General features: G+C 71.9%; 21 protein-coding genes and 1 tRNA gene. 9 read left to right on the top strand and 13 right to left on the bottom strand.

What is annotated here, in order from left to right; translation table 11 throughout:
* Position 1 precedes the first annotated feature (1 nt).
* Positions 2 to 823 carry an HAD family hydrolase gene (locus ACFYPN_RS00505; RefSeq protein ID WP_389296313.1) on the top strand — a complete coding sequence of 274 codons (822 nt, stop codon included), beginning with the start codon at positions 2 to 4 and terminating at the stop codon, positions 821 to 823.
* A gap of 92 nt (positions 824 to 915) precedes the next feature.
* Positions 916 to 1,575: an O-methyltransferase gene (locus ACFYPN_RS00510; RefSeq protein WP_389296314.1), complete on the top strand. Its 660-nt coding sequence runs from the start codon at positions 916 to 918 to the stop codon at positions 1,573 to 1,575.
* Positions 1,576 to 1,678: 103 nt separating this feature from the next.
* Here ACFYPN_RS00510 and ACFYPN_RS00515 read toward each other — a convergent pair whose 3' ends face one another.
* From ACFYPN_RS00515 to ACFYPN_RS00535, 5 genes are all read right to left on the bottom strand, one after another.
* Entirely contained in the window at positions 1,679 to 1,903 is a 225-nt protein-coding gene (locus ACFYPN_RS00515; protein ID WP_358758601.1) for a zinc ribbon domain-containing protein, read from the bottom strand.
* A gap of 43 nt (positions 1,904 to 1,946) precedes the next feature.
* Positions 1,947 to 2,567, bottom strand: coding sequence for a DUF4383 domain-containing protein (locus ACFYPN_RS00520; protein ID WP_389296315.1), 621 nt, complete (start codon positions 2,565 to 2,567; stop codon positions 1,947 to 1,949).
* 296 nt (positions 2,568 to 2,863) lie between these two features.
* Positions 2,864 to 3,304: a hypothetical protein gene (locus ACFYPN_RS00525; protein WP_358758605.1), complete on the bottom strand. Its 441-nt coding sequence runs from the start codon at positions 3,302 to 3,304 to the stop codon at positions 2,864 to 2,866.
* A 174-nt stretch (positions 3,305 to 3,478) separates the two neighbouring features.
* Positions 3,479 to 4,903: a hypothetical protein gene (locus tag ACFYPN_RS00530; RefSeq protein ID WP_389296316.1), complete on the bottom strand. Its 1,425-nt coding sequence runs from the start codon at positions 4,901 to 4,903 to the stop codon at positions 3,479 to 3,481.
* Between the two features lie 70 nt (positions 4,904 to 4,973).
* Positions 4,974 to 5,771 (bottom strand): DUF4097 family beta strand repeat-containing protein, encoded by a 798-nt coding sequence (locus ACFYPN_RS00535; protein WP_389296567.1) that lies wholly within the window; start codon positions 5,769 to 5,771, stop codon positions 4,974 to 4,976.
* Positions 5,772 to 6,104: 333 nt separating this feature from the next.
* Between ACFYPN_RS00535 and ACFYPN_RS00540 the strand changes: the two genes are divergently transcribed.
* A tRNA-Val gene (locus ACFYPN_RS00540) sits at positions 6,105 to 6,179 on the top strand.
* A 479-nt stretch (positions 6,180 to 6,658) separates the two neighbouring features.
* Here ACFYPN_RS00540 and ACFYPN_RS00545 read toward each other — a convergent pair.
* From ACFYPN_RS00545 to ACFYPN_RS00555, 3 genes are all read right to left on the bottom strand, one after another.
* Positions 6,659 to 6,826 carry a transposase gene (locus ACFYPN_RS00545; RefSeq protein ID WP_389296317.1) on the bottom strand — a complete coding sequence of 56 codons (168 nt, stop codon included), beginning with the start codon at positions 6,824 to 6,826 and terminating at the stop codon, positions 6,659 to 6,661.
* An 813-nt stretch (positions 6,827 to 7,639) separates the two neighbouring features.
* Positions 7,640 to 7,861, bottom strand: a complete 222-nt coding sequence (locus tag ACFYPN_RS00550) for a hypothetical protein (RefSeq protein ID WP_358758611.1) — start codon at positions 7,859 to 7,861, stop codon at positions 7,640 to 7,642.
* Between the two features lie 138 nt (positions 7,862 to 7,999).
* Positions 8,000 to 9,184: a helix-turn-helix transcriptional regulator gene (locus ACFYPN_RS00555; RefSeq protein WP_358758613.1), complete on the bottom strand. Its 1,185-nt coding sequence runs from the start codon at positions 9,182 to 9,184 to the stop codon at positions 8,000 to 8,002.
* A gap of 131 nt (positions 9,185 to 9,315) precedes the next feature.
* On the opposite strand from ACFYPN_RS00555, the gene ACFYPN_RS00560 reads away from it, so the two are divergent.
* The 5 genes from ACFYPN_RS00560 (at position 9,316) to ACFYPN_RS00580 (ending at position 11,922) form a co-directional block, all read left to right on the top strand.
* Positions 9,316 to 9,858, top strand: a complete 543-nt coding sequence (locus tag ACFYPN_RS00560) for a flavoprotein (protein ID WP_389296318.1) — start codon at positions 9,316 to 9,318, stop codon at positions 9,856 to 9,858.
* Positions 9,859 to 10,441: 583 nt separating this feature from the next.
* Positions 10,442 to 10,657, top strand: a complete 216-nt coding sequence (locus tag ACFYPN_RS00565) for a hypothetical protein (RefSeq protein ID WP_266703803.1) — start codon at positions 10,442 to 10,444, stop codon at positions 10,655 to 10,657.
* A gap of 4 nt (positions 10,658 to 10,661) precedes the next feature.
* Positions 10,662 to 11,009 carry a hypothetical protein gene (locus ACFYPN_RS00570; protein ID WP_358758619.1) on the top strand — a complete coding sequence of 116 codons (348 nt, stop codon included), beginning with the start codon at positions 10,662 to 10,664 and terminating at the stop codon, positions 11,007 to 11,009.
* 244 nt (positions 11,010 to 11,253) lie between these two features.
* Positions 11,254 to 11,607 carry a hypothetical protein gene (locus ACFYPN_RS00575; RefSeq protein WP_358758748.1) on the top strand — a complete coding sequence of 118 codons (354 nt, stop codon included), beginning with the start codon at positions 11,254 to 11,256 and terminating at the stop codon, positions 11,605 to 11,607.
* Positions 11,608 to 11,685: 78 nt separating this feature from the next.
* Entirely contained in the window at positions 11,686 to 11,922 is a 237-nt protein-coding gene (locus ACFYPN_RS00580) for a DUF2277 domain-containing protein (RefSeq protein WP_358758620.1), read from the top strand.
* A 159-nt stretch (positions 11,923 to 12,081) separates the two neighbouring features.
* Here the strand turns inward: ACFYPN_RS00580 and ACFYPN_RS00585 are convergent, their stop codons facing one another.
* The 5 genes from ACFYPN_RS00585 to ACFYPN_RS00605 all read right to left on the bottom strand — a co-directional run bounded on the left by ACFYPN_RS00585 (position 12,082) and on the right by ACFYPN_RS00605 (position 18,115).
* Positions 12,082 to 12,774 carry a VTT domain-containing protein gene (locus tag ACFYPN_RS00585; protein WP_358758622.1) on the bottom strand — a complete coding sequence of 231 codons (693 nt, stop codon included), beginning with the start codon at positions 12,772 to 12,774 and terminating at the stop codon, positions 12,082 to 12,084.
* 172 nt (positions 12,775 to 12,946) lie between these two features.
* A complete protein-coding gene (locus tag ACFYPN_RS00590) occupies positions 12,947 to 14,731 on the bottom strand; it encodes an alkaline phosphatase D family protein (RefSeq protein WP_389296319.1) in 1,785 nt (594 codons plus the stop codon).
* Positions 14,732 to 14,988: 257 nt separating this feature from the next.
* Positions 14,989 to 15,633 (bottom strand): HNH endonuclease family protein, encoded by a 645-nt coding sequence (locus ACFYPN_RS00595; RefSeq protein ID WP_358758626.1) that lies wholly within the window; start codon positions 15,631 to 15,633, stop codon positions 14,989 to 14,991.
* A 315-nt stretch (positions 15,634 to 15,948) separates the two neighbouring features.
* Positions 15,949 to 16,614: an HAD-IA family hydrolase gene (locus ACFYPN_RS00600; RefSeq protein WP_389296320.1), complete on the bottom strand. Its 666-nt coding sequence runs from the start codon at positions 16,612 to 16,614 to the stop codon at positions 15,949 to 15,951.
* Between the two features lie 223 nt (positions 16,615 to 16,837).
* Entirely contained in the window at positions 16,838 to 18,115 is a 1,278-nt protein-coding gene (locus ACFYPN_RS00605) for a peptidoglycan-binding protein (RefSeq protein WP_389296321.1), read from the bottom strand.
* Between the two features lie 139 nt (positions 18,116 to 18,254).
* Here ACFYPN_RS00605 and ACFYPN_RS00610 point away from each other — a divergent pair, with 139 nt between their 5' ends.
* Positions 18,255 to 20,333, top strand: a complete 2,079-nt coding sequence (locus tag ACFYPN_RS00610; protein ID WP_358758629.1) for an MDR family MFS transporter — start codon at positions 18,255 to 18,257, stop codon at positions 20,331 to 20,333.
* Positions 20,334 to 20,364: the final 31 nt, after the last annotated feature.

Below are 20,364 nucleotides of genomic sequence, written 5' to 3' on the forward strand. Positions count from 1 at the left end.
CGTGACGGGGACGACCCCCGCGGCGCTGGTCGCCAGCGATCTCGACCGCACCCTCATCTACTCGACCGGCGCCCTCCAGCTCGCCATGCCGGACGCCGACGCCCCCCGGCTGCTCTGCGTCGAGGTGTACGACAACAAGCCGCTCTCGTACCTCACCGAGACCGCCGCAGGACTCCTCGAGGAGTTGGGCCGCACCACGGTCTTCGTACCGACCACGACCCGAACCCGCGAGCAGTACCACCGCATCAGCCTCCCCGGACCGGCGCCCGCCTACGCCGTCGTCGCCAACGGCGGCCACATCCTCGTGGACGGGGAATCCGACCCCGAGTGGCACGCCGGAGTGCTGGACCGGATCGCCGGTGAGTGCGCCCCGCTCGCCGAGGTCCGCGCCCACCTCGCCGCCGTGTCCGACCCCGCCTGGCTGCTGAAGGACCGGGTCGCCGAGGACCTCTTCGCCTACCTCGTGGTCGAACGGTCCAAGCTGCCGGAGGGCTGGATCGAAGAACTCGTCGCATGGGCCGGACCGCGCGGCTGGACCGTCTCCCTCCAGGGCCGCAAGATCTACGCCGTACCCGGGCCGCTCACCAAGAGCGCGGCCGTCCGTGAGGTCGCCCGCCGCGCCGGGGTCGGCCTCACCCTCTCCGCCGGCGACTCCCTGCTCGACGCCGACCTGCTGCTCAGCACCGACCTCGCCTGGCGCCCCGGCCACGGCGAACTCGCCGACACCGGCTGGAGCACCGGAGGCGTCGTCGCCCTCCAGGAGCAGGGCGTCCTCGCCGGCGAGGAGATCCTGCGCAGGTTCCTGGCGGCGGCGCGCGGCTGAGCCCGGTGAACCCCGGCACCCGCCGGCCGGTTCGGGCAAGCTGGGGTCCGACCGGCGGAATGCCGCGACCTCGGCCCCAGGAGCTGCACACGATGACCAAGGGCAACGAAACCCGCATGACGGACGAGCTCTACGCGTACGTGCTCGCGCACAACCCACCACTGGACCCCGTCCAGCAGGAGCTCGTCGCGACCACCTACGCCGAACTGCCGGAGAGCGCGGGCATGCAGTCGGCCGAGGAACAGGGCCCGCTCCTCGCCTTTCTGGTCGGGCTGACCCACGCCCGGCTCGCCGTGGAGGTCGGTACCTTCACCGGGTTCGGTGCCCTGTCGATGGCCCGGGCACTGCAGCCGGGCGGCCGGCTGATCGCGTGCGACGTCTCGGAGGAGTGGACGGCGTACGGCAGGGCCGCATGGGAGAAGGCCGGGGTGGCGGACCGCATCGACCTGCGCATCGCCCCCGCGCTCGACACCCTGCGGGCCCTGCCCGACGAGCCGCACATCGACTTCGCCTATCTGGACGCGGACAAGGAGAACTACATCGCGTACTGGGAGGAGCTGGTGCCCCGGCTGCGCCCGGGCGGCATGGTCGCCGCGGACAACACCCTCTTCCACGGCCGGGTGGTGGACCCCGACGCCACCGGGGCGGCGGCGGCCATCCGGGAGTTCAACGACCACGTGCTCGCCGACCGCCGGATGGACAGCGTCCTGCTCACGGTCGCGGACGGGCTGACGCTGTCGCGGAAGGTGTGAGCCCCGGCGGGGCGTGATCCCGGCGAAGCGGCCCCGGCGGAACTGACGGGTCCACCGCAGCTACGGCCGCGGTGGACCCGTGTCCTGGCTCGGTCGCAGCAGCTCAGCCGCAGCAACCCCCGCCGCAACAGCCACCCCCGCCGCCACCCGCCGGGGCAGGCGCGGAGCCGGACGAGCCGGAGGAACCGCCCACGGCGACGGCGGAGAGCAGCTTGACGGTGTCGTCGTGCCCGGAGGGGCACGCGGCGGGATCGGAGGACTCGGCCATCGGACGGCTGAGCTCGAAAGTGTCTCCGCAGGTGCGGCAGCGGTACTCGTAACGAGGCATGGACCAAGAGTAGGGCGACGGACCCGTCACCGGGACCCGCCCCTCACGCGTGCGGCTGAGGGTGGGTGCCCGGCATCATCCGGGGCGGTTCGGAGCGGGCGCGGTCCTCGCGGGCGGCCTCGTCGGGGTGGCGGGCCCGCCAGTACGGGTTGTCGTGCGGAAGCCCGCCGCTGACCCGCCCGTACATGCCGAAGAACATCAGCATCAGTCCGACGATGAAGCTGAACAGCACGTTCGGCATCTCGAACGCGAGGAAGTTGAGCCCGGTGTCCAGCAGGGCCAGGTTCACGAAGCCGCTGGCGATGAAGAGGACACCGATCGTCATGTTCAGGGTGGACGCCTTGTTGCCGCCCACCACCATGCCGCCGAAGAGCAGCAGCCCCACACAGATCGAGAGGACGCTGAGCGCGCCGTTGGTGTTGAGCCCGGCGACCGTGTCACCGCCGGTGTCGAAGATGCCGATCTTGTCGATCAGACCGAGGATGCCGAAGGCGAGGAGCACGAGCCCCATCAGCCCGGCGCCGACCCGGTAGACCTGACTCAGACGGTGGTCGACGGGCAGTTCCTCGTTGAGACGGGCGTGCAGGGGCGTGGGCTTCACGGGCCTCTCGGGCTTCACATGCCTCTCGGGCCTCACGTGCCTCTCGGAATACTCCGACGTCATGGCGACCTCCTCCGAGGTACGCGCCGATGCCCGCTCGGCCTGGCGGCTTCGTGCGGCCTCCCACGGCCCGGAGGCCCCGAGGCTCGCACCGGCGCACGGATCCACTCCAGCATCAGCCCGGGGGCGGATCAGGACAAGTCGTGACGTACTGGGACTGAGCTGGGCGCGGCGAGGCGGGTCGGGGTTCGCTCGATCCACTCCGCCGCAGCCCGCCACCACGTGCCCGTGGAAGACCGGGGGAGGGATCGGCCCGGTGCGCGTTCAGTCCGGTGCGCGTATGCGGCGGAGCTTCCCGGTCAGCGGCGGCCGGTGGCCAGGGCGACGAGGAACTGGCCGCCGCCCTCCTGGACGTCGGCCGTCACCGGCAGACCCGGCACCAGTCGGGAGAACCGGTCCACCAGCCAGTCCGCGGCCTCCTGGGCGTCCTGCCTGTTCGGGCAGCGGCCCACCAGCTCACGGCCTCCCTTGCGCTCCAGCCTCTCCGCAACGGCGATCAGCGGCGCGGGTTCGACCACGTACAGGTGGTCCGGCCAGGCGATGACCACCTTGACCGCGCCCTTACGGGTGTTGCACCCGCGGTGCGCGAGCCGCTCGGGGACCTTCGCCTTCCGGTCGGCGGTCCGGCTGTCCACACTGGGCCCGCGCAGATCGTTCACCGACATGTCGGGGTCGACCGGTTCGTCGCACACCCAGCAGCGCCAGCCGTCGCGCTCAGCCACATCATCAAGGAGACTCACCCCAGCAAAGTAGCCTGCCCGGCCGCCACCCCACGCAGCAGGGCCCGGCGACCCGGCTTGCTGGGCAACCCGGCGCGCGGTTGAGAGCCTGCGCCGCCTGCGTCTGCCCGTTCGGCGACCGGTCGGCAGGCGACCGGTTGGCAGGCGACCGGTTGGCAGGCGACCGGGAGGCGTTCAGGCGCCGGAGCCAAGGCCCCCGCGGATGTCCGAGACGACCTGGGCCGCCGTCTGCCGGACGGCCTCCGCCTCGGTCAGGAAGTGCCAGTAGTCGGGGTGGCGGACGTCCAGGGCGGCGATGGCGCGGTCCAGCCTGGCCACCGCGTTGTCGAGCGGGCCGGCGTGACGTGGATCGGGCGTGTTACGGCCGGCCATCGCGAGCCGCTGGGCGTCGCGGACGACGAACCGGGTCCGCTGGATCTCGTTCTTCGGATCCTTCGCCACGGCGTCCAGGAGGCGCAGCCGCTCCCCGGCCGCCGACACCGCCTCGTCCGCGTGGTTGAGCAGCGCACGGACCGTGCCGAGCCGGGCGGTGGCGTCGGCCCAGCGCTGGTCCCTGCGGGCCTCGGCTGCCTCGGCGAGCTTCTCCTCCGCCCGGCCGACGTCCTGGGTCGCCTGCTCCGGTACGTGCTGGAGGTCGTGCCAGCACTCCTCGGAGAAGCGCCGCCGCAACTCGCTGAGGATCGGCTCGACGCCGCCCGCCCGGGTGGTCAGGGCCTGCGCGCGGGTGCGCAACGACACCAGTCGGCGATCGATCTCCGCGGCCCGCTCCGGCAGCCGCTCGGCCTCGGTGCGTATCGCCTCCGCCTCGCGGAGCACCTGGTCCGCGCGTTGCAGCGTCTCGGCGACCCCGTGACGGCCGGCGCCCTGATTGAGCTTGGTCAGCTCGGGGGCGAGCGCGGCGAGCCGGGCCGCGAGGTCGTCCGCCTTCATGCCGGAGGCGCGTACGCCGTCCAGCGCGCCGGTGGCCGCGATCAGCCCCTGCCGCGCCCGCTCCACTGCGGGGGCCAGCCGGGCGAGCTGGGTCTCGGCGCTGCCCAGGAGGGGGCCGAGCCCCTGCGCGTAGCGGTCGAGCTCGCCCTTGACCCGTACGAGCTCATCCTTGGCCCGGGTCAGCTCGGCGGTGGCGCTGGCCGCCGCGGAGGGTTCCAGGTCGTCCCGGTCGAGGTCGTGCGCGTCGACCGCGGTGATGTAGGTGTGGCTGACCTCGTCGATACGGCGACCGAGCGCGGCGAAGTCCTCGACGGCCTGGCGGGCCCGTGGGGAACTGTCGACGGCCGTGATGGTCTCGATCGAGATCTCAAGATCCCGCTGCCCGCTGTCCAGCTCGTAGAAGGCCTCGGCGGCGGCGTCCTTCGCCGCCTGGGCGTCCGCCCGCGCGCTGCCCCCGTCCCGCCCGCCGAACCAGCGGCGCGTACCGCCCCCGGCGAAAGCGGCGGGCAGCGCTGCGGCGAGCAGCGGGAGCGGCAGCAGCATCAGGGCGACGACGTCCCGGAGGGCGGACCTGCGGACGCCAGACCGGGGCGCGGCAGACCGGGGCGCGGCTACAGGGCCCGTGCCCGCTCTCGTCGCCGCCTGCGGCTGCGCGTCTGTCGCCGTCACATGCCTCTCCCGTACCGTCCGCCGATGCCCGGTCCATTCTCCCACCAGTCATGACGAATACCCGGGGCGGTCAGTTCGCGGTTCGGACGCTGACTTCCCCGTTGTCGCTGCGGATCTTCACCACGTGCGGGCTGGCGTCGCTCCGCGGTACGTCGACGGAGACGTGCCCGTTGTCCGCCTTCGCGTCCACGGCGTACTCGGTCCCGCCGCCGGGCAGTTCGATGCGGGTGCCGCCGTTGTCCGTGTCCACGTCCAGCAGATCCGGCGCCACGTCGAACCCGAGCCGGATCGCCCCGTTGTCCGAACCGACCACCACGGACGGCCCCGAGATCCCCTTGGCGTCGATCGAACCGTTGTCGCTCGACAACTTCAGCTCGCCCCCGGCGTTCCGTACCACCACACCGCCGTTGTCGGAGGACAGCTCCAACCGGGTGTCGAACCCGGAGGCGGTCACCTTGCCGTTGCTCCCCGACGCCTTGACGGCCACCCCACGCGGCACCTTCACCCGATGACGGGCGGAGCAGTGGTTGACCACGCCCGTGCACTTCACGGCCAGCGTGAGGGTGCCGTCCTCCATCTTCCAGACCGGATCGGGCCCCGACCCGAGCACCACCCACCCGTCCGTCTGCCGCTCCACCTCCACCCGGTTCACATCGGCCGGTACGAGCTCCAGCGAGGTGTTCGACGAGTCGATGGTCAGCGACTTCCCCCGCAACGCGAACGACTTGTGCTCGACGGGCGCCCCGTCCACGTCCGTACTCCCTCCGCATCCGCTGACCGCCACGGTGACGAGGAGCACCCCGGCGGAGGCGAGGAGGGCGGTGCGCGGGTGGGCGGTGCGTCGGCGGGCGGTGCGCGGGTGGGCGATGCCTGGGCCGACGGGACGTGGCTTGGCGGTGCGCGGGTGGGCGTGTGGCGTGCCGGCGGTGTTGTCCACGTGGATCGGTCCCCCAGAGGCGTGCGCGGTGCGGTGACGTGCTCACCGGGGCAGCTCCCCCGGCCACCTTCACGTTATGCAGCCCGCCCGTCACCCACGATGAGGCCGCCCACCGGCCTTGGGGTGGGGGTAGCCCCCGTATCCGGACCGGCGTTCGAGCCGCCAGCGGCCGGCCCGAGGGGTCCCACCGCGCGGACCTGCGGCTGCGGGGGAATCGGTGTGCGAACCGGGGCCGGGCGCCATGTAGGCTGTTCCTTCATCCACGGGTGCGTAGCTCAGGGGTAGAGCGCTGCTCTTACAAAGCAGATGTCGGCGGTTCGAAACCGTCCGCGCCCACCAGTGATAAGTGCCAGGTGAGAGCCTGGTTTTGGCCCCTCAGTCGCGTTCGGCTGGGGGGCCTTTTTGTGCCCGGAGTCCACTGAGAGTCCACATCCCCAATGATCAGGGCCTATCTGGGACCTGCACCAGGGATGGACTCCGTGCCGTGAGGCACGAAGAGTGGCTGCTCATGGGAGAGGCATGTGTGTTTCCCCGCGCGTCTGAGACGCGTCTCCCGGGATCTGTGGGCCCTGGGCGGGGAGGCCGGCCCCACAGAAGCAAACCTCTCATCCCACAGCTCGGTGTTGGGGTCTTCTGCTGCACACGGTAACCCCCCGTATGCAGCATGCTCGGCGACGCTCGCCGCGTGACGCACGCCGGGTCGCCCGTCGGGCGGGCGTACGCATCCGGCCGGCCACCCGATGCCGAGTGCCCCGCGGAGACGACGACCGCGACACCGGTGATCATGCGGTCACAGTCGACGCATTACCGGGGGAAGCTCACTCACCGTGGTCAGCTGCGTCCTGGCGAATCCAGTTGCGCAGGGTCTCGTGGTGAACACCGAGGTCGCGGGCCATCTGACGGATCACCGGCTTCGAGTCGGCGGCGCGGTACGCGGCAACGGCTCGCTGCCGCAACTCGGGCGGGTACTTCATCCGAGCAGCCATGACAGAGGCTCGTTTCTCATGGCCCATCAAGCCATCTCCGGCAACCTTCCGCACCTCGGGGGAACCTCAACTGCGGCAGACTTCGACCGTGCCGCACGTATCGACCGGATAGCCGCGGCCCATGGCGCGGAGCCGCATGCCGGTTGAGTTGGGGGCTCGTAGGTCCCGCGACCGGCCCTCGGTCAGGCGGTGCTCACTGGCAGGGGTTCGTGGTGGTGACAGATGAGAAACCGATCCTCGCGGCGCAGTTCCGCGGAACCAAGAAGGCGGCGGCGCACGACGGGCGCACACCTGCGACGAGCACCGCATCCCACCCGCGCACCCCACTGCGCCCCGCGCGCACCGGCAGTGAGCGGGCGCGCCTCTGCCGGGGGCATGTGCGCCTGCCGCCGGGGCAGTTGCCTCGGGCACCGTTGAAGGCGCGGGAAGCCTGATCGGGGGCAGGGGTGCGACGGCAAACGGGGGTGACGGTGATCGTGGGACGACGAAGGGGTGGGTACGGATGGCGCAGACCAGATGCGGGGCCTTGACGCAGCGCAGGACCCGGTGCGCGAAGGAGGCGATGACGGGGACCTCGCGGTGTCCTCTGCACCAGGGGGCCTGGTCGCCGTACGGGGTGGCGCGGCGCAAACAGGCGGAGGCGAGGGCGGCGTTGCGGAAGCTGCGGAAGCAGGGGTAGGGCCGCTCAAGGGGGAGTGGCAGGCGTGCGGGGGAGGAGGCCGGGGCGTGGGGGAACGTCCCGGCCGCGGAGGGGCTCGTGCGTAACGGGCGCCGAGGGTGCGGGGTGTCCCGCCAGGGGGTGCGGGACACCGTTCAGCGGTGGTCGCTGATGCCCTCGCGCTTCGCGCAGGCGCGGGCGTCCGGGCAGGCGCGGGGGAACCACCAGTACGGTGAGCCGAAGGCGGGTTCGTGGCGCTGTTCGCCCAGGTTGAGGGCGGTGCCCGTCGACAGGTGGGCCGCGCACCAGACGCACGACCACCCCCGTTGTTGTTGTTCGGTCAGCTCAGATACAGGCGGCAGATTCCTCACAGTCATGGCATCCCCGTGTCGTCATACGTCGCGTCGTCATGGATCAGGCGTCGTCAGCATGCCGGGCCGCAGGAGCCGGAACGCTCACACTTCCGTGAGCGCGCTCACACGCGCAGTGACGGAGGGGCGAGGGGTGCCGGGCGGTCAGAGGCCGATCCAGGTGGCCATGTGGCCCAGCGAATCCGGGGTGCGGCGCGAGAGGTGCACCAGGCCCTTGATCGTCTCCCGGGCGCCCGGGTGGTAGCGGGTCTGCTCCGGGGCGGCGTGGCGGGCGTCGGCGAGGGAGCCGAGGGCCGCTTCGGTGCGGCCGGTCTCCATCTCGCAGCGGGCCCGGTCGATGAGGAAGTGCGCGCGCCGCGAGGTGGCGAGCCCGGCCGGCAGCGTGATCCCCTGGGCCTGGATCAGGGCGTCGTCGTACTGCCGCATCTCGATCGCCGCCGACATGCGGTGCATCGCCACGTTGGTCGGGCCGAAGGAGAGCCAGTGGATCCTGGTCGCCTCGCCGGTGCGCTCCGCGCAGCGGGTGGCCTCCGCGATGTGTTCGTCCACCAGGTTCTGCTGCTCCGCGCGGGCCGCGATCACCGAGGCGCCGAGGTGGAGTTGACCCCGTACGGCGAGCGACTCCCGGTCCTTGCCGGCGGAGGACACGATCGCGTGCCCCGAGGTGATCAGCCGCTGCCCGATCCGGTACTCGCCCTCCCGGAAGTACACCAGCGCGCGCATGTACTGGCGGATCGCCGACAGGCACGGGTCGGAGGCGCGCCGGGCGGCCCAGTCCATCCGGTCCAGCGCCACGGCGGACAGGTCGTAGTAGCCGAGCTTCACGCTCACGTCGTGCGCCGTACGGTACGTCGAGGCCAGCGCCTGCCACAGCTCCGAGGACCCCGATCGCCAGGCGGCAGTGGTCAGTTCGGTGATCGTCGACGGCAGTTTCCGGGCCGCGTTACGCAGATGCGTGGCCCGGACCAGTACGCAGAGGTGCTGCGCGGCCTCGATCAACTGCTCGGGGGAGCGCTCCGGAATCGCTTCGTCGGCGCCCAGGTCGTACAGGTCCAGCGCCTCACGGATGGGCCTTATCAACTCGGTCAGCCGGTCCTGCTGGAGCTCGGTGACGTACGGCTGGCCCGTCAGCACCGACACGTCGATCCGCAGCACCTGGGCCACCGCGGCCACGAAGTCGAGGTTCGCCGGTTTGGCACCGCACTCGACCTGGTTCAACAGGCTGTACGAGTAGGGCAGCCGTGCGGCCAGTTGACGTTGTGTCAACCGCGCCAGCCTGCGCTGCTCCTTGATGCGGGTGCCGGTGTGCTCGCCGACCTGGCTGGGCATGCGTTCTCCGTTTCTACACGAGTCACCGGAAGGTACTCGTGCCCACTCCGGGCGCGGGTGTCATCGGCCTCGACACCACTCGTTCCGGGGGTGGTTGCATCTGGGCGCGAGTGCGGGGTGGTATGGGTGGCATGACGACTCTGCACCTGTTCTGTTCTGCCGCCCCTCCGGTTTTCGACGTATTACGTGTCGTGCGAGATGCGCAAGCGCGTAGGTGGGACGTCTGTCTGGGCCTCACCCCGACGGCCGCGCGGTGGCTGGCGCCCCAACTGCCCGCGCTGGAAGAGGCCACCGGACGTCCGGTGCGATCCGAGTACAAGATGCCCGGAGATCCGGACGTCTGGCCCCCGCCGGATGTGATTCTCGTCGCGCCCGTCACCTTCAACACGCTCAACCAGTGGGCCCTCGGTATCACTTCGACCTTCGTCGTCGGAGTGGTGGCCGAAGGTGCCGGCAAGGACATACCGATCGTGGCCATGCCCTGCGCGAACGCCGCCTACGTGCGGCATCCGCAGTTCGAGAGGTCCCTGGAGACCCTCCGCGAGGCGGGCGTGAACGTGCTCTTCGGACCCGGCGGATTCGAGCCCAACCGGCCTGGCGAAGGGAGGCCCGAGGCGTTTCCGTGGACCCTGGCGCTCGATGCCGTGGACTCGGTTGTCAGTTCGGCGCCGTAATCTGTACGCATGTCCACTTTTCCTCCAGCGCCTGCTCCCGTGCGCTCACCTGACGCGGTGAACGCGGACATCCGCGCTCTGTGGCAGTGTTCGGGCGGACGGCTGTCGCCGGAGGGCGAAGCGACGTATCAACGTCTGTTGGTCGAGTGGGCTTCCGCGATGCACGCCGACATGGCCAAGGCGGCCTGACCGGCGGCGCCCCGCCGTCCCCGTCCCCACCCCTGTGCCTGTGCCCGTCCCCACCCCTGTGCCTGTGCCCGTCCCCACCCCTGTGCCTGTCGCCGCCCCTGTGCCCGTGCCCGTCCTGCCGCCCCCACCCGCCCGCCCGCCGTCTCCTCGGCCTCGCTGTGCGCAGGCGTCGCGCCGTCACGGCCCGGTGGTGCGCCGAAGCCGGGTCGCCCCTGTGGACGGGTGCGCCCCGGCGGCTGCATGCGTCCCGGCTGCTGCACGTGTCCCGGGCGATCCAGGGAGCTCGAACGCAGCCGGGGCGTAGGGCGCTCCGGCGCGGGGGCGGTGCGCGGCGATCGGGGCGGGTGGCCGCCGTCGGGATGCGCGCCCGGCGAGTGCGGGGCACCGTAGACGCATGGCTGTACACCCGCCCGTGATCGTCTTTCCGCCGTCGTCGAACGGCGCGCGGAGAGTGACGGTGCACGGGCGGATCGTGGGGCTGGCCCACGGGCGGGGAGAGGTGGCCGCACTTCTCCGCACGGCCGGACTCGTACCGGACGGGGAGGGAGCCGACCTCGATCAGCCCGATCTGATCGAGTGGCGAGGCGGCGACCTCGACACCTGGAGGTGAGCCCGTGAAGCTCCACCGTACGGCGCGGGCGCGGACGTCGATCGAACCGCCTCCCGGCTACTACACCCCGCAGGCCACTCCGCCCGACGACGCCCAGCGCGGCCTCGTTCTCGACTGGGCCGTGACCCAGCGGATCGCCGACGGCTGGCGGGTGGAGTCGCGTTCCTGGGCGCAGGCCGTCCTCGTCAGGGGACAGCCCGTCAACCACGTGCTGCACGCCTTCCTGACGGTGTTCACCTGCTTCCTCTGGGCTCCGGTCTGGCTGGTGCTGACCCTGGTCAACAAGGTCGAGCGAGCAGTTCTGACCGTGGACGCACAGGGGCACATCGTCACCGTGGTCGCCCCGACCTGACCACTGGTTTCCCGATTCGGATCACGCCACTCCCTTACTCCCGTACTCCCCAACGGAACGGTCACCGCATGCGTTCCGCCACACGAAGGAGTTGTCCATGACGCAGTCGGCATCCACCCCCGGAGGATCGCGGGAAACGACGGACGGAGTGGGGGGAGCGGGGCACGCCGGTCGGCCCGCAGGCCGGCCGGGCGGGTCCGGGAAGGGCCGGGACCCGGGTGGCCACTGGGCCGCTGCCGGAACGATGTTCGCGGGTGTGCTGCTGCTCGTGGACGGTGTCCTCGGCATCGTCAAGGGGATCTCGGGCATCGCCACCGACGACGTCTTCGCGCGCATCAACCACTACGTCTTCAAGTTCGACCTGACCGCGTGGGGGTGGATCCACCTGATTCTCGGGGTGATCCTCGTCATCGTCGGTTTCGGCATCCTCAAGGGTGCGGGGTGGGCACGCGGAACGGGTGTGGTGCTGGCCGCCATCAATTTGATCGCGAACTTCCTCTGGCTGCCCTACGCGCCCATCACCGCACTCATCTCCATCGGCATCGATGCGGTGGTCATCTGGGCCCTCTGCACGGACCGCCGCGGGGCGGTGATCTGAGGGCGTCTTCCGGCCCCCGCCGGGCGGGCGGCGCCCGGAACCGGAGCTCCTGTCAGTGGTGGGGGTCACACTGGAGGCATGTGCCGCTCCATCAAGACGCTCCGCCCGCCGGCCCTCCCCGAGGAGGCCACCGAAGAGGACATGAGAGCCGCCGCCCTGCAGTTCGTACGCAAGGTGTCCGGCTTCCGTGCCCCTGCCGCTCACAACCAGGAGGTGTTCGACCGGGCCGTGGAAGAGATCACAGCCGCCACGCACCGGCTTCTCGAAGGCTTGGAGGTGCGGGGCGCCCACGCCCACACCGCCGCGCAGGCATGACGGACGCCCCGACGTTTCCATGCCTCGGTGTCCCGACGGTGCGCGGGTCGTCCGGGACTCAGCAGTCAAGGGCTCAGCACTCAAGGGCTCAGCAGTCCGGGGCTCAGCAGTCCGGGGCTCAGCAGTCCGGGGCTCAGCAGTCCGGGGCCGACGGTTCGCTCAGGGAGCAGGGGTGAGGCCGGCCGGAGACGAGGACGCCGAGGCGGCGGCCCCGGTCAGTGCCTGCTGGGCAGCGGCGGCCGGGCGGCGCATCACGAACGCGGCGAGGCCGCCCGCGACGAAGAGTGCGAGCACGGAGAGGGCGGTGCCGAACCAGGTCGCGCCCAGCCACTGGCCGCCGAAGTAGCCCAGTCCGACGCTGTATCCGGCCCAGGCGACACCCGCCACGGCAGACCAGGGCAGGAACTCCTTCACCTTCCGGTGCGCCGCGCCCGCGCCCAGGGAGACCACCGACCGGCCCGCCGGGGCGAACCGGGCGATCACGACGAGCGCCCCGCCGCCGCGGTTGAGCGCCGCGCCGAGGCGTTCCTGCGCCGAGGTGAGGCGCCGGGAGCGGGCGATGGCCCGGTCCAGTCGTTCGCCGCCCCGCCAGGCGAGGCGGTACGCGACGAGGTCGCCGAGGACCGAGGCGGCGGCCGCGCTCAGCACGAGGAAGAACAGGGACGGCACCGCGTGGGTGACCGCGCCGTGCGCGCCCGCGACCGTGGTCGAACCCGCTGCGGCGGCGGTGGCCGCGGTGATCACCAGGACACCGCTGGGAAGGACGGGGAGGAACACGTCCAGGAGCACCGAGAGGCCCACCACGAGGTAGACCCATGGGCTGCTGGTCAGCGCACCCACACTCTCCAACACTTCCTACTCCCCGGTTCGTGTCAACGCCGCGACGTCGCAGGGGAGCGGCAGGAGCGGCAGGGCCAGCTGTACAGCGTACGCCTGCGGCTCACCCGCGCGTCGCCGGGGGGAGGACGGTGTAGTGCAGCTCACGTACACCGCAGGGGGCCGCGACCTGGGGTGACGCCCCGGGTCACGACCCCTCGGTCAGCGAGCGTTCCATGGTCGTTTCCAGCGAGACGCTCTCCGGCGAGGCCGCAGGCTTCCCGGACCTCTCCGTGCTGCTCCCCGCTCCCGAACCCGCCGACCCGGTGGAGTCACCCGTCTTCCTCGCCCTCACCAGTTCCAGCCGCGCGCTCCGACCGCTCAGGGTGAGCGTCATCAGCTGGTTCCCGAACCAGGGACCACCCGCCCGCCGCCACCGCACCGGGGGTTCCGGGCAGCGTCCGTGGCGGGCCAGCAGGGAGCCCAGCCACTTCCCGGCGCCGCTCCAGCCGAACCGGAAGCCCACCCTCATCAGGGCGGGAATCGAGTTGTGGACCGGCGAGCAGGTCAGCTGGAACACCCGGGCCTCCGGCCCCTCATCGGCCCACCGGGGCTCGGCGACGTAGGCGTGGTGGACGTCGCCGGAGAGCACGCACACGGTCGCCGGCGCGTGCGGACCGCTGCCGGCCTCCCGCACCAGTTCCGTCAGCTCCCGGAACGACTGGGGGAAGGCGGCCCAGTGCTCCAGGTCCGCCCCGCGGCGCAGCTTCTCACCGAACCGGGCCCACCGGCCGTCCGGCCCGCCCCGCACGCCCCGGCAGAGCGCCGCGTCCCACGCCTCGGCGTCGTGTATCAGCGGCGGGAGCAGCCACGGCAGCGAGGTCCCGATCAGGAGGTGGTCGTAGGAGCCGGGCGCGTCCAGCGCCGCCTCGCGGAACCACTGCGCCTCCTCGGGGTCGAGCATCGCCCGGTCCTGCTCGCCCAGGACCCGGGCGGCGCGGCTGTCCACCACGAGGACCCGGACCCGCCCGAAATCGCGGCGGTAACTCCAGCGCACCCCGGACGGTTCCGCGTCGGCGGTGGCCGCGAATCGGCGAAGCGCCTCGGTGCCGTCCGGGACGGACCGTATCTGCGCGTACAGGGGGTCGGCTTGCAGTTCGGCGGGGGAGAGGTTGCCGAGGTGCTGGTAGACCCAGTACGACATCAGGCCGCTGACGATCCGCTCGTGCCACCAGGAGGTGGCCCGCATGTCCGTCTGCCAGGACTCGCTGGTGTTCCAGTCGTCCACGACGTCGTGATCGTCGAAGATCATGCAGCTGGGAACGGTGGAGAGCAGCCAGCGCACCTCGGGGTCGCGCCAGGACTCGTCGTAGAGGTGGGTGTACTCCGCGTAGTCCGCGACTTCCGCCCCCGGCGGTTCCTTCAGATCGCGCCGCTCGGCGATCAGCCGCCGGGTGGCCTCGGAGGTCTCGTCCGCGTAGATCTGGTCGCCGAGGAGCAGCAGGACGTCCGGGCGTACGGCGGTGGGGTCGGACGCCAGCCGTGAGGCGAGGGCGTCGAGCGCGTCCGGACCGATGGGGTCGTCGCCCGGCGGGCGCAGCGGGGAGCCCGGCGAGAAGGGGCTGCCACCACCGGGCGGAGCGGCCCAGCGGCACGAGCCGAAGGCGATGCGCAGCGGTACCCGCGACGCCTCCTCGCCGGGTACGGGAGTGGTGATCGTGCTGGGCGGGAACGGGGAGTCGGCCGGGGGCCACACGCACCGGTCGTCGATCAGCACCTCGTACGGCGTGGTCGTGCCCGGTGTCAGCCCGTCCACCACCACCAGGGCGTAGTGGTGTCCGCACACGGCGAACGTCGCCGAGCTTCCGGACGCCCCGTCCTCGCAGCGCACCGTGACGGTGCACGGCCGGTCCGCCTCGACCCAGACGGTCGCGGTGGTCCCGGACGCGTGGTCCACGTACCGAAGCAGCGGTCCCAGCCGGAGCCCGGCCATCTGTGCCCTCCTCGCGCCGTCGCACACGGATCTTTCTCCGTACCGTACGGAACGACGCGGCCGTACGGAACGGTGGCCCCGTACGGAAGGGGTCGGCGGGGCGCTCCGAAGGGGGGCGGCGGTGGGCTCGAGGAGCGGGCTCCGGAGCGGGCGGTGCGGGGCGGTGCGGACGGCCGTGCGGTGCGGGCCGGCGGAACGGTCGGCGGGGGGCGCGGTCCGGTCGGTCCGGTCGGGGTGCCCGGCCCGCGCCCGGCGGGTCAGCAGCCGTTCAGGGTCGTCGTCAGCGCGGTCTTCTCCGCGGAGTCGACGGTGAGCTTGTAGTAGTACTTCACCTGCACCCAGGCCCGCACGTAGGTGCAGACGTAAGCGGCCCGGGACGGGAGCCAGTTGGCGGGGTCCTTGTCGCCCTTGGACTGGTTGACGTTGTCCGTCACGGCGATCAGCTGGGGGCGCGTCAGGTCGTTGGCGAACGCCTGGCGCTGGGCGGTCGTCCAGCCGCTGGCGCCCGAACGCCAGGCCTCGGCCAGCGGAACCATGTGGTCGATGTCGAGATCGGAGGCGGCGGTCCAGGTCGCGCCGTCGTACTGCGAGTACCAACTGCCGCTCGTGGCCGAACAGCTGGTGTTTGTGACGACCGAACTGCCGTCGCGCTTCAGCACGGTCTCGCGGGTGTCGCAGGCGCCGGACTGGGTGATCCAGTGCGGGAACAGGTCGCGGCTGTAACCGCTGGTCGAGCCCGCCGCCGCGACCGTCAACTGGCCCAGGTACGTACGGGCGGTGGCGGCGCTGACCGGGGTGGGCATGGCGGCCTGGGCGGACGGCGCGGTGAGCAGTGCGGTGGTGGCGGCGAGTGCGGCGGAGGCGGCCACCACGGCTATGCGACGCGCGTAGAACTTGGACATGCGAACTCCTCTGATGCAGGGGGCATTGACCAGGGGTCGGGGGTGAGCCCAGTCATCGTCGCGGCGCCAGGTTGCTGCGGGGTGGGCACCAGGTAACAGCGTGACGACATGAGCACGTCACATCAAGAGCCCGGACAGGGGAACTGGCGTGCCATCAGGGGCTCGTGGGAGTGGCCGGGTGGTCCGGTGGAGGATGCGGAGCGGCGTGGAGAGGGCTGGAGGCCGAGGTCCGGGCGCGCCGAAAAGCCCGCCGGGGCCATGGGCGCGCCGGCGGGCTTTTGGTGGTTCGGGTGGGTGGGGCGTACGCCCGGTGGGTCAGTGGTCTTCGCGGATGTGCAGCTTCAGCGATCCGTCGGGCAGCGACTCCACGCGGACCTGGGTCAGGTCGTCGACGTGGGCGTCCGGGGAGAGGGCCGCCGCTCGCGGGCCCACGCCCACGACGCGCATGCCTGCCGCCCGGCCGGCGGCGATCCCCGCCTCGGAGTCCTCGAAGACGACGCAGTCGGCCGGGGCGAAGCCGAGATCGGCCGCGCCCTTGAGGAAGCCCTCCGGGTCAGGCTTGCTGGCGCCGACGCTCTCGGCGGTGATGCGCACCACCGGTAGCGGCAGTGAGGCCGCCGCCATCCGGGTGGCGGCGAGAGTCGCGTCGGCCGAGGTCACCAGTGCGTGCGGGAGTCCGGCGATCGCGGCCATGAACGCCGGAGCGCCACCGACCGGTACGACTCCGTCGGTGTCGGCGGTCTCCTCGGCCAGCATCACGCGGTTGTCCGCGTGGTTCTCCTCCATGGGGCGGTCCGGGAGGAGGATCGCCATCGTGGCGTAGCCCTGCCGGCCGTGGACCACCTTGAGCGCGGCCTCCGGGTCGAGCCCGTGCTGTACGGCCCATCGGCGCCAGCAGCGCTCCACGACGGCGTCGGAGTTGACCAGGGTCCCGTCCATGTCGAGGAGGAGGGCCTTGGCGGCGAGAACGGTGGCCTGCATGAGCGAACTCCAGAGCACGGGACCGTGCATAGGGGACGCGTGCGCCACGGGCGCGAGGACGTGCGGCGCACGAAGAACAAGAGCAGCCCCGCCCGCCGGTCAGGGAATGCGGGCGAAGCCACTTTGTTTCTTCACGATACAAAAACGTGCCGCGGAATGCCAATTCCGGATCGGCCCCACCGTCCACCCGGCGGGCAGCCGCTCGCCCGCCCCGTGCGGTTGTTCAGTGCCTGCTCTTCCCGGTCGTGGCCGCCTCCAGCACGCTGCGGGTGTGGGGTCCGTACACGCCCGAAGGGTCGCCCTGGATGCCATGGATCGCCTGGTACGTGGAGACGGCCATCTGGACCCGGTCCGTGTAGTCGGAGTCGATCGGGCCGTAGAAGAGCCGTGCCTCCCGCAGCCGGGTCTGCAGTTCGGCGACCTCCGGTCCGTAGTCGCCGCGCTGCAGGGTGGTCCCGGCCGGCGGCGCGGTCGTCGCCGGTGGTGCCGCCGCGACGGGCGGGGCGGAGGTCGGATTGCTCGGCGTGGGCGAGGGCATCCCGGCGGAAGCGGTCGGCGACGCGCTCACGCCGGCCGAGGGGGAGGCCGAGGCCGAGTCGGACGGGGAGGCCGACGTGGCCGTGGCGGAGGGCGAGGCAGTGGCGGAGGCGGACGCGGACGCGGACGCGGAGGAGGACGGAGTGGCCGGGGCGTCCGTCGCGTCGGCGGTCACGTCGGGAACGCTCGCCGGGGCGTCCGGCAGGCTCTCCTGCCGGGCGGCATCGTCCCCGTCGAAGACACCGCCGAGGACCGAGGCGGTCCCGAGCATCGCGACGACGGCCGCCGCCACCCCCAGCGCGACGAACGGACGCTTGCGGCGGGGCTGGACGGGGTCGGCCCTGTCCGCCCGGCCCCCACCCGCAGGCCCGGACCCGGACCCGGAGCCGTACCCGGACCCGGAGCCGTACCCGGACGCGGACGCGGCCGGGGGCATCGGTCCGGCCGGCTGGACCGGCCCCCGTGCCACCGGGGGTACCGCAGGCAGTCGCATCGTCGAGTCGGCGGCCCCAGGGCCCCCCGCACCTCCGACGGGCCCCGTACCTCCCGCGCCCGTACTTTCTGCGAGGGGCTCCCCGGGGGTCCCGGCGGCCGCTGTGGGTGCGCCGGCCGCGGCCGGACCCGCGCCCTCGACGGCCGCCGTGGCGACGGGTGGGGCCGCCGGGCCGGTCGCCCCACCGGCCTCCGCTCCGGCGCCCCGCGCTGACCCCTCGGCGTTCGGCAGCGTCACGTACGGCCTGATCCGCAGCGGGTCGAAGTCCTCGGCCGCGGCGATCTCGGCGGCCTTTCCGGCGGCCTTGCGGTCACCGGATCCCGTGGTGTTCCCGGCGCTCGCCCCCGCCGGGGCCGGTGCCGCTCCCGGGCCCGCGGTGGCGCATCCGCACGCGGGTATCGCGCCCGGCCCGGGTCCCGGCTGTCTGCTGTCGCGCAGGCCGCCGCAGTTCGGGCACGTCTGTCCCGTCATCGTGGGTCCCCTCCCCATTGAATTGTCTTGGATTATGCAGGTCGCCGAGCGCGCGTTCGACGCGGTGCCACCGCTCAGCAGGCCGTAAGCGGACATAGAGGTAAGGATGGTGTGTACCCGGAGATCCGAGGAGACGTCCATGGCCCAGCAGTCGAGTCCGCCACTCGCGCCCGGGGAAGGGCGGTCCACCCGGACGATCCTGGTGGCCATCGGCGCGCTGCTGCTCGGCATGCTGCTCGCCGCACTCGACCAGACGATCGTCTCCACGGCACTCCCCACGATCGTCAGTGACCTCGGTGGGCTGGAGCACCTCTCCTGGGTGGTCACCGCCTACATGCTGGCGGCGACGGCGGCCACCCCGCTCTGGGGCAAGCTCGGCGACCAGTACGGACGCAAAAGGCTCTTCCAGACCGCCATCGTCATCTTCCTGATCGGCTCCGCCCTCTGCGGCCTCGCGCAGAACATGCCACAGCTGATCGGCTTCCGCGCTCTCCAGGGACTCGGCGGCGGCGGGCTGATGGTGCTCTCCATGGCCATCGTCGGGGACATCGTGCCGCCCCGGGAACGCGGCAAGTACCAGGGCCTGTTCGGGGCCGTCTTCGGCGTGACCAGCGTGCTCGGCCCGCTGCTGGGCGGCCTCTTCACCGAACACCTCTCCTGGCGCTGGGTGTTCTACATCAACCTCCCGATCGGCGCCGTCGCCCTGATCGTCATCGCCGCCGTCCTGCACATCCCGGTCAAGCGGACCAAACACACCATCGACTACCTGGGCACCTTCCTCATCGCTGCCGCCGCGACCTGCCTGGTCCTGGTGGCCTCCCTGGGCGGTACGACGTGGGAGTGGGGCTCCGCGCAGATCATCGGGCTCGCCGTCCTCGCCGTGGTGCTGCTGGTCGCGTTCGTGGCCGTGGAGCGGCGCGCGGCCGAACCCGTACTGCCGCTGAAACTCTTCCGGATCAGGACCTTCAGCCTCGTCGCCCTCATCAGCTTCGTCATCGGCTTCGCCATGTTCGGCGCGATGACCTACCTGCCGACCTTCCTCCAGGTCGTGCAGGGCATCACCCCGACCATGTCCGGCGTGCACATGCTGCCCATGGTGCTGGGACTGCTGCTCACCTCGACCGGCTCCGGGCAGATCGTCAGCCGTACCGGCCGGTGGAAGGTCTTCCCGCTCCTGGGTACCGCCATCACCGCGATCGGACTGCTGCTCCTGCACCGGCTCGACGTGAACAGCTCCACCTGGGAGATGAGCGCCTACTTCTTCGTCTTCGGCGCGGGGCTCGGCCTGGTGATGCAGGTCCTGGTGCTGGTCGTGCAGAACGCCGTCCCCTACGAGGACCTGGGCGTCGCCACCTCCGGAGCCACGTTCTTCCGGTCCATCGGCGCGTCCTTCGGGGTCGCCATCTTCGGCACCATCTTCACCAGCCTGCTCAACGACCGGCTGGCGGACGCGCTCAGCGGCCGGGCGCTGCCCCCCGGCGTCGACGCCGGAAAACTGGCCGCCGACCCCCGGTCCATCGGGCGGCTCCCCGCCGACCTCCGCCCCTCGGTCCTCGACGCGTTCGCGTCCTCGATCACCGACGTCTTCCTCTACGCGGCCCCGGTCGTGCTGATCGCCTTCGTCGTCGCGTGGTTCCTCAAGGAGGACAAGCTGCGCGGCTCGGTGACCGCGCCCGACACCACCGAGACCCTGGCGTCGAACCCGGTCGAACGCTCCTCCTACGACGAATGCGCCCGCGCGCTCTCCGTGCTCGCCACCCGCGAGGGGCGCCGCGAGATCTACGAGAAGATCACCGCTCGGGCCGGGTACGACCTTCTGCCCGCCGCCAGTTGGCTGCTGCTGCGCATCAAGCGGCACGGGGCGGTCGAACCCGCCCGGCTCGCGGACGTCACCCCGCTGCCGCTGAAGGTCATCAACGACGCCTCCCGGCAGGTGGAGGAACACGGATTCGCACGCCGCGAGGGAGTGCAGCTGGTGCTCACCGAGCCGGGCGCGGAAGCGGTCGTACGGCTCTCCCGGGCCCGGGAGGACTCGCTCTCCGAGATGCTGGGCGACTGGTGGGGGCCGGACCGTCCGACCGATCTGGTCGCTCTGGTGTCCGAGCTGACCGCCGAGGTCAGCGGTTCCCGGAAGGAGCGGCCCCACCTGCCCGAGGCCCCCCGGGACCACGCGGCCGAGCCGCACCCCCCGGGAGCCGGGCCGGGCCCCGGTCACTGACCGGCTCCCGGGGGGTGCGGCCGGGTCGTCG

This window comes from Streptomyces sp. NPDC005576 (assembly GCF_042871745.1).
Lineage (GTDB): Bacteria > Actinomycetota > Actinomycetes > Streptomycetales > Streptomycetaceae > Streptomyces.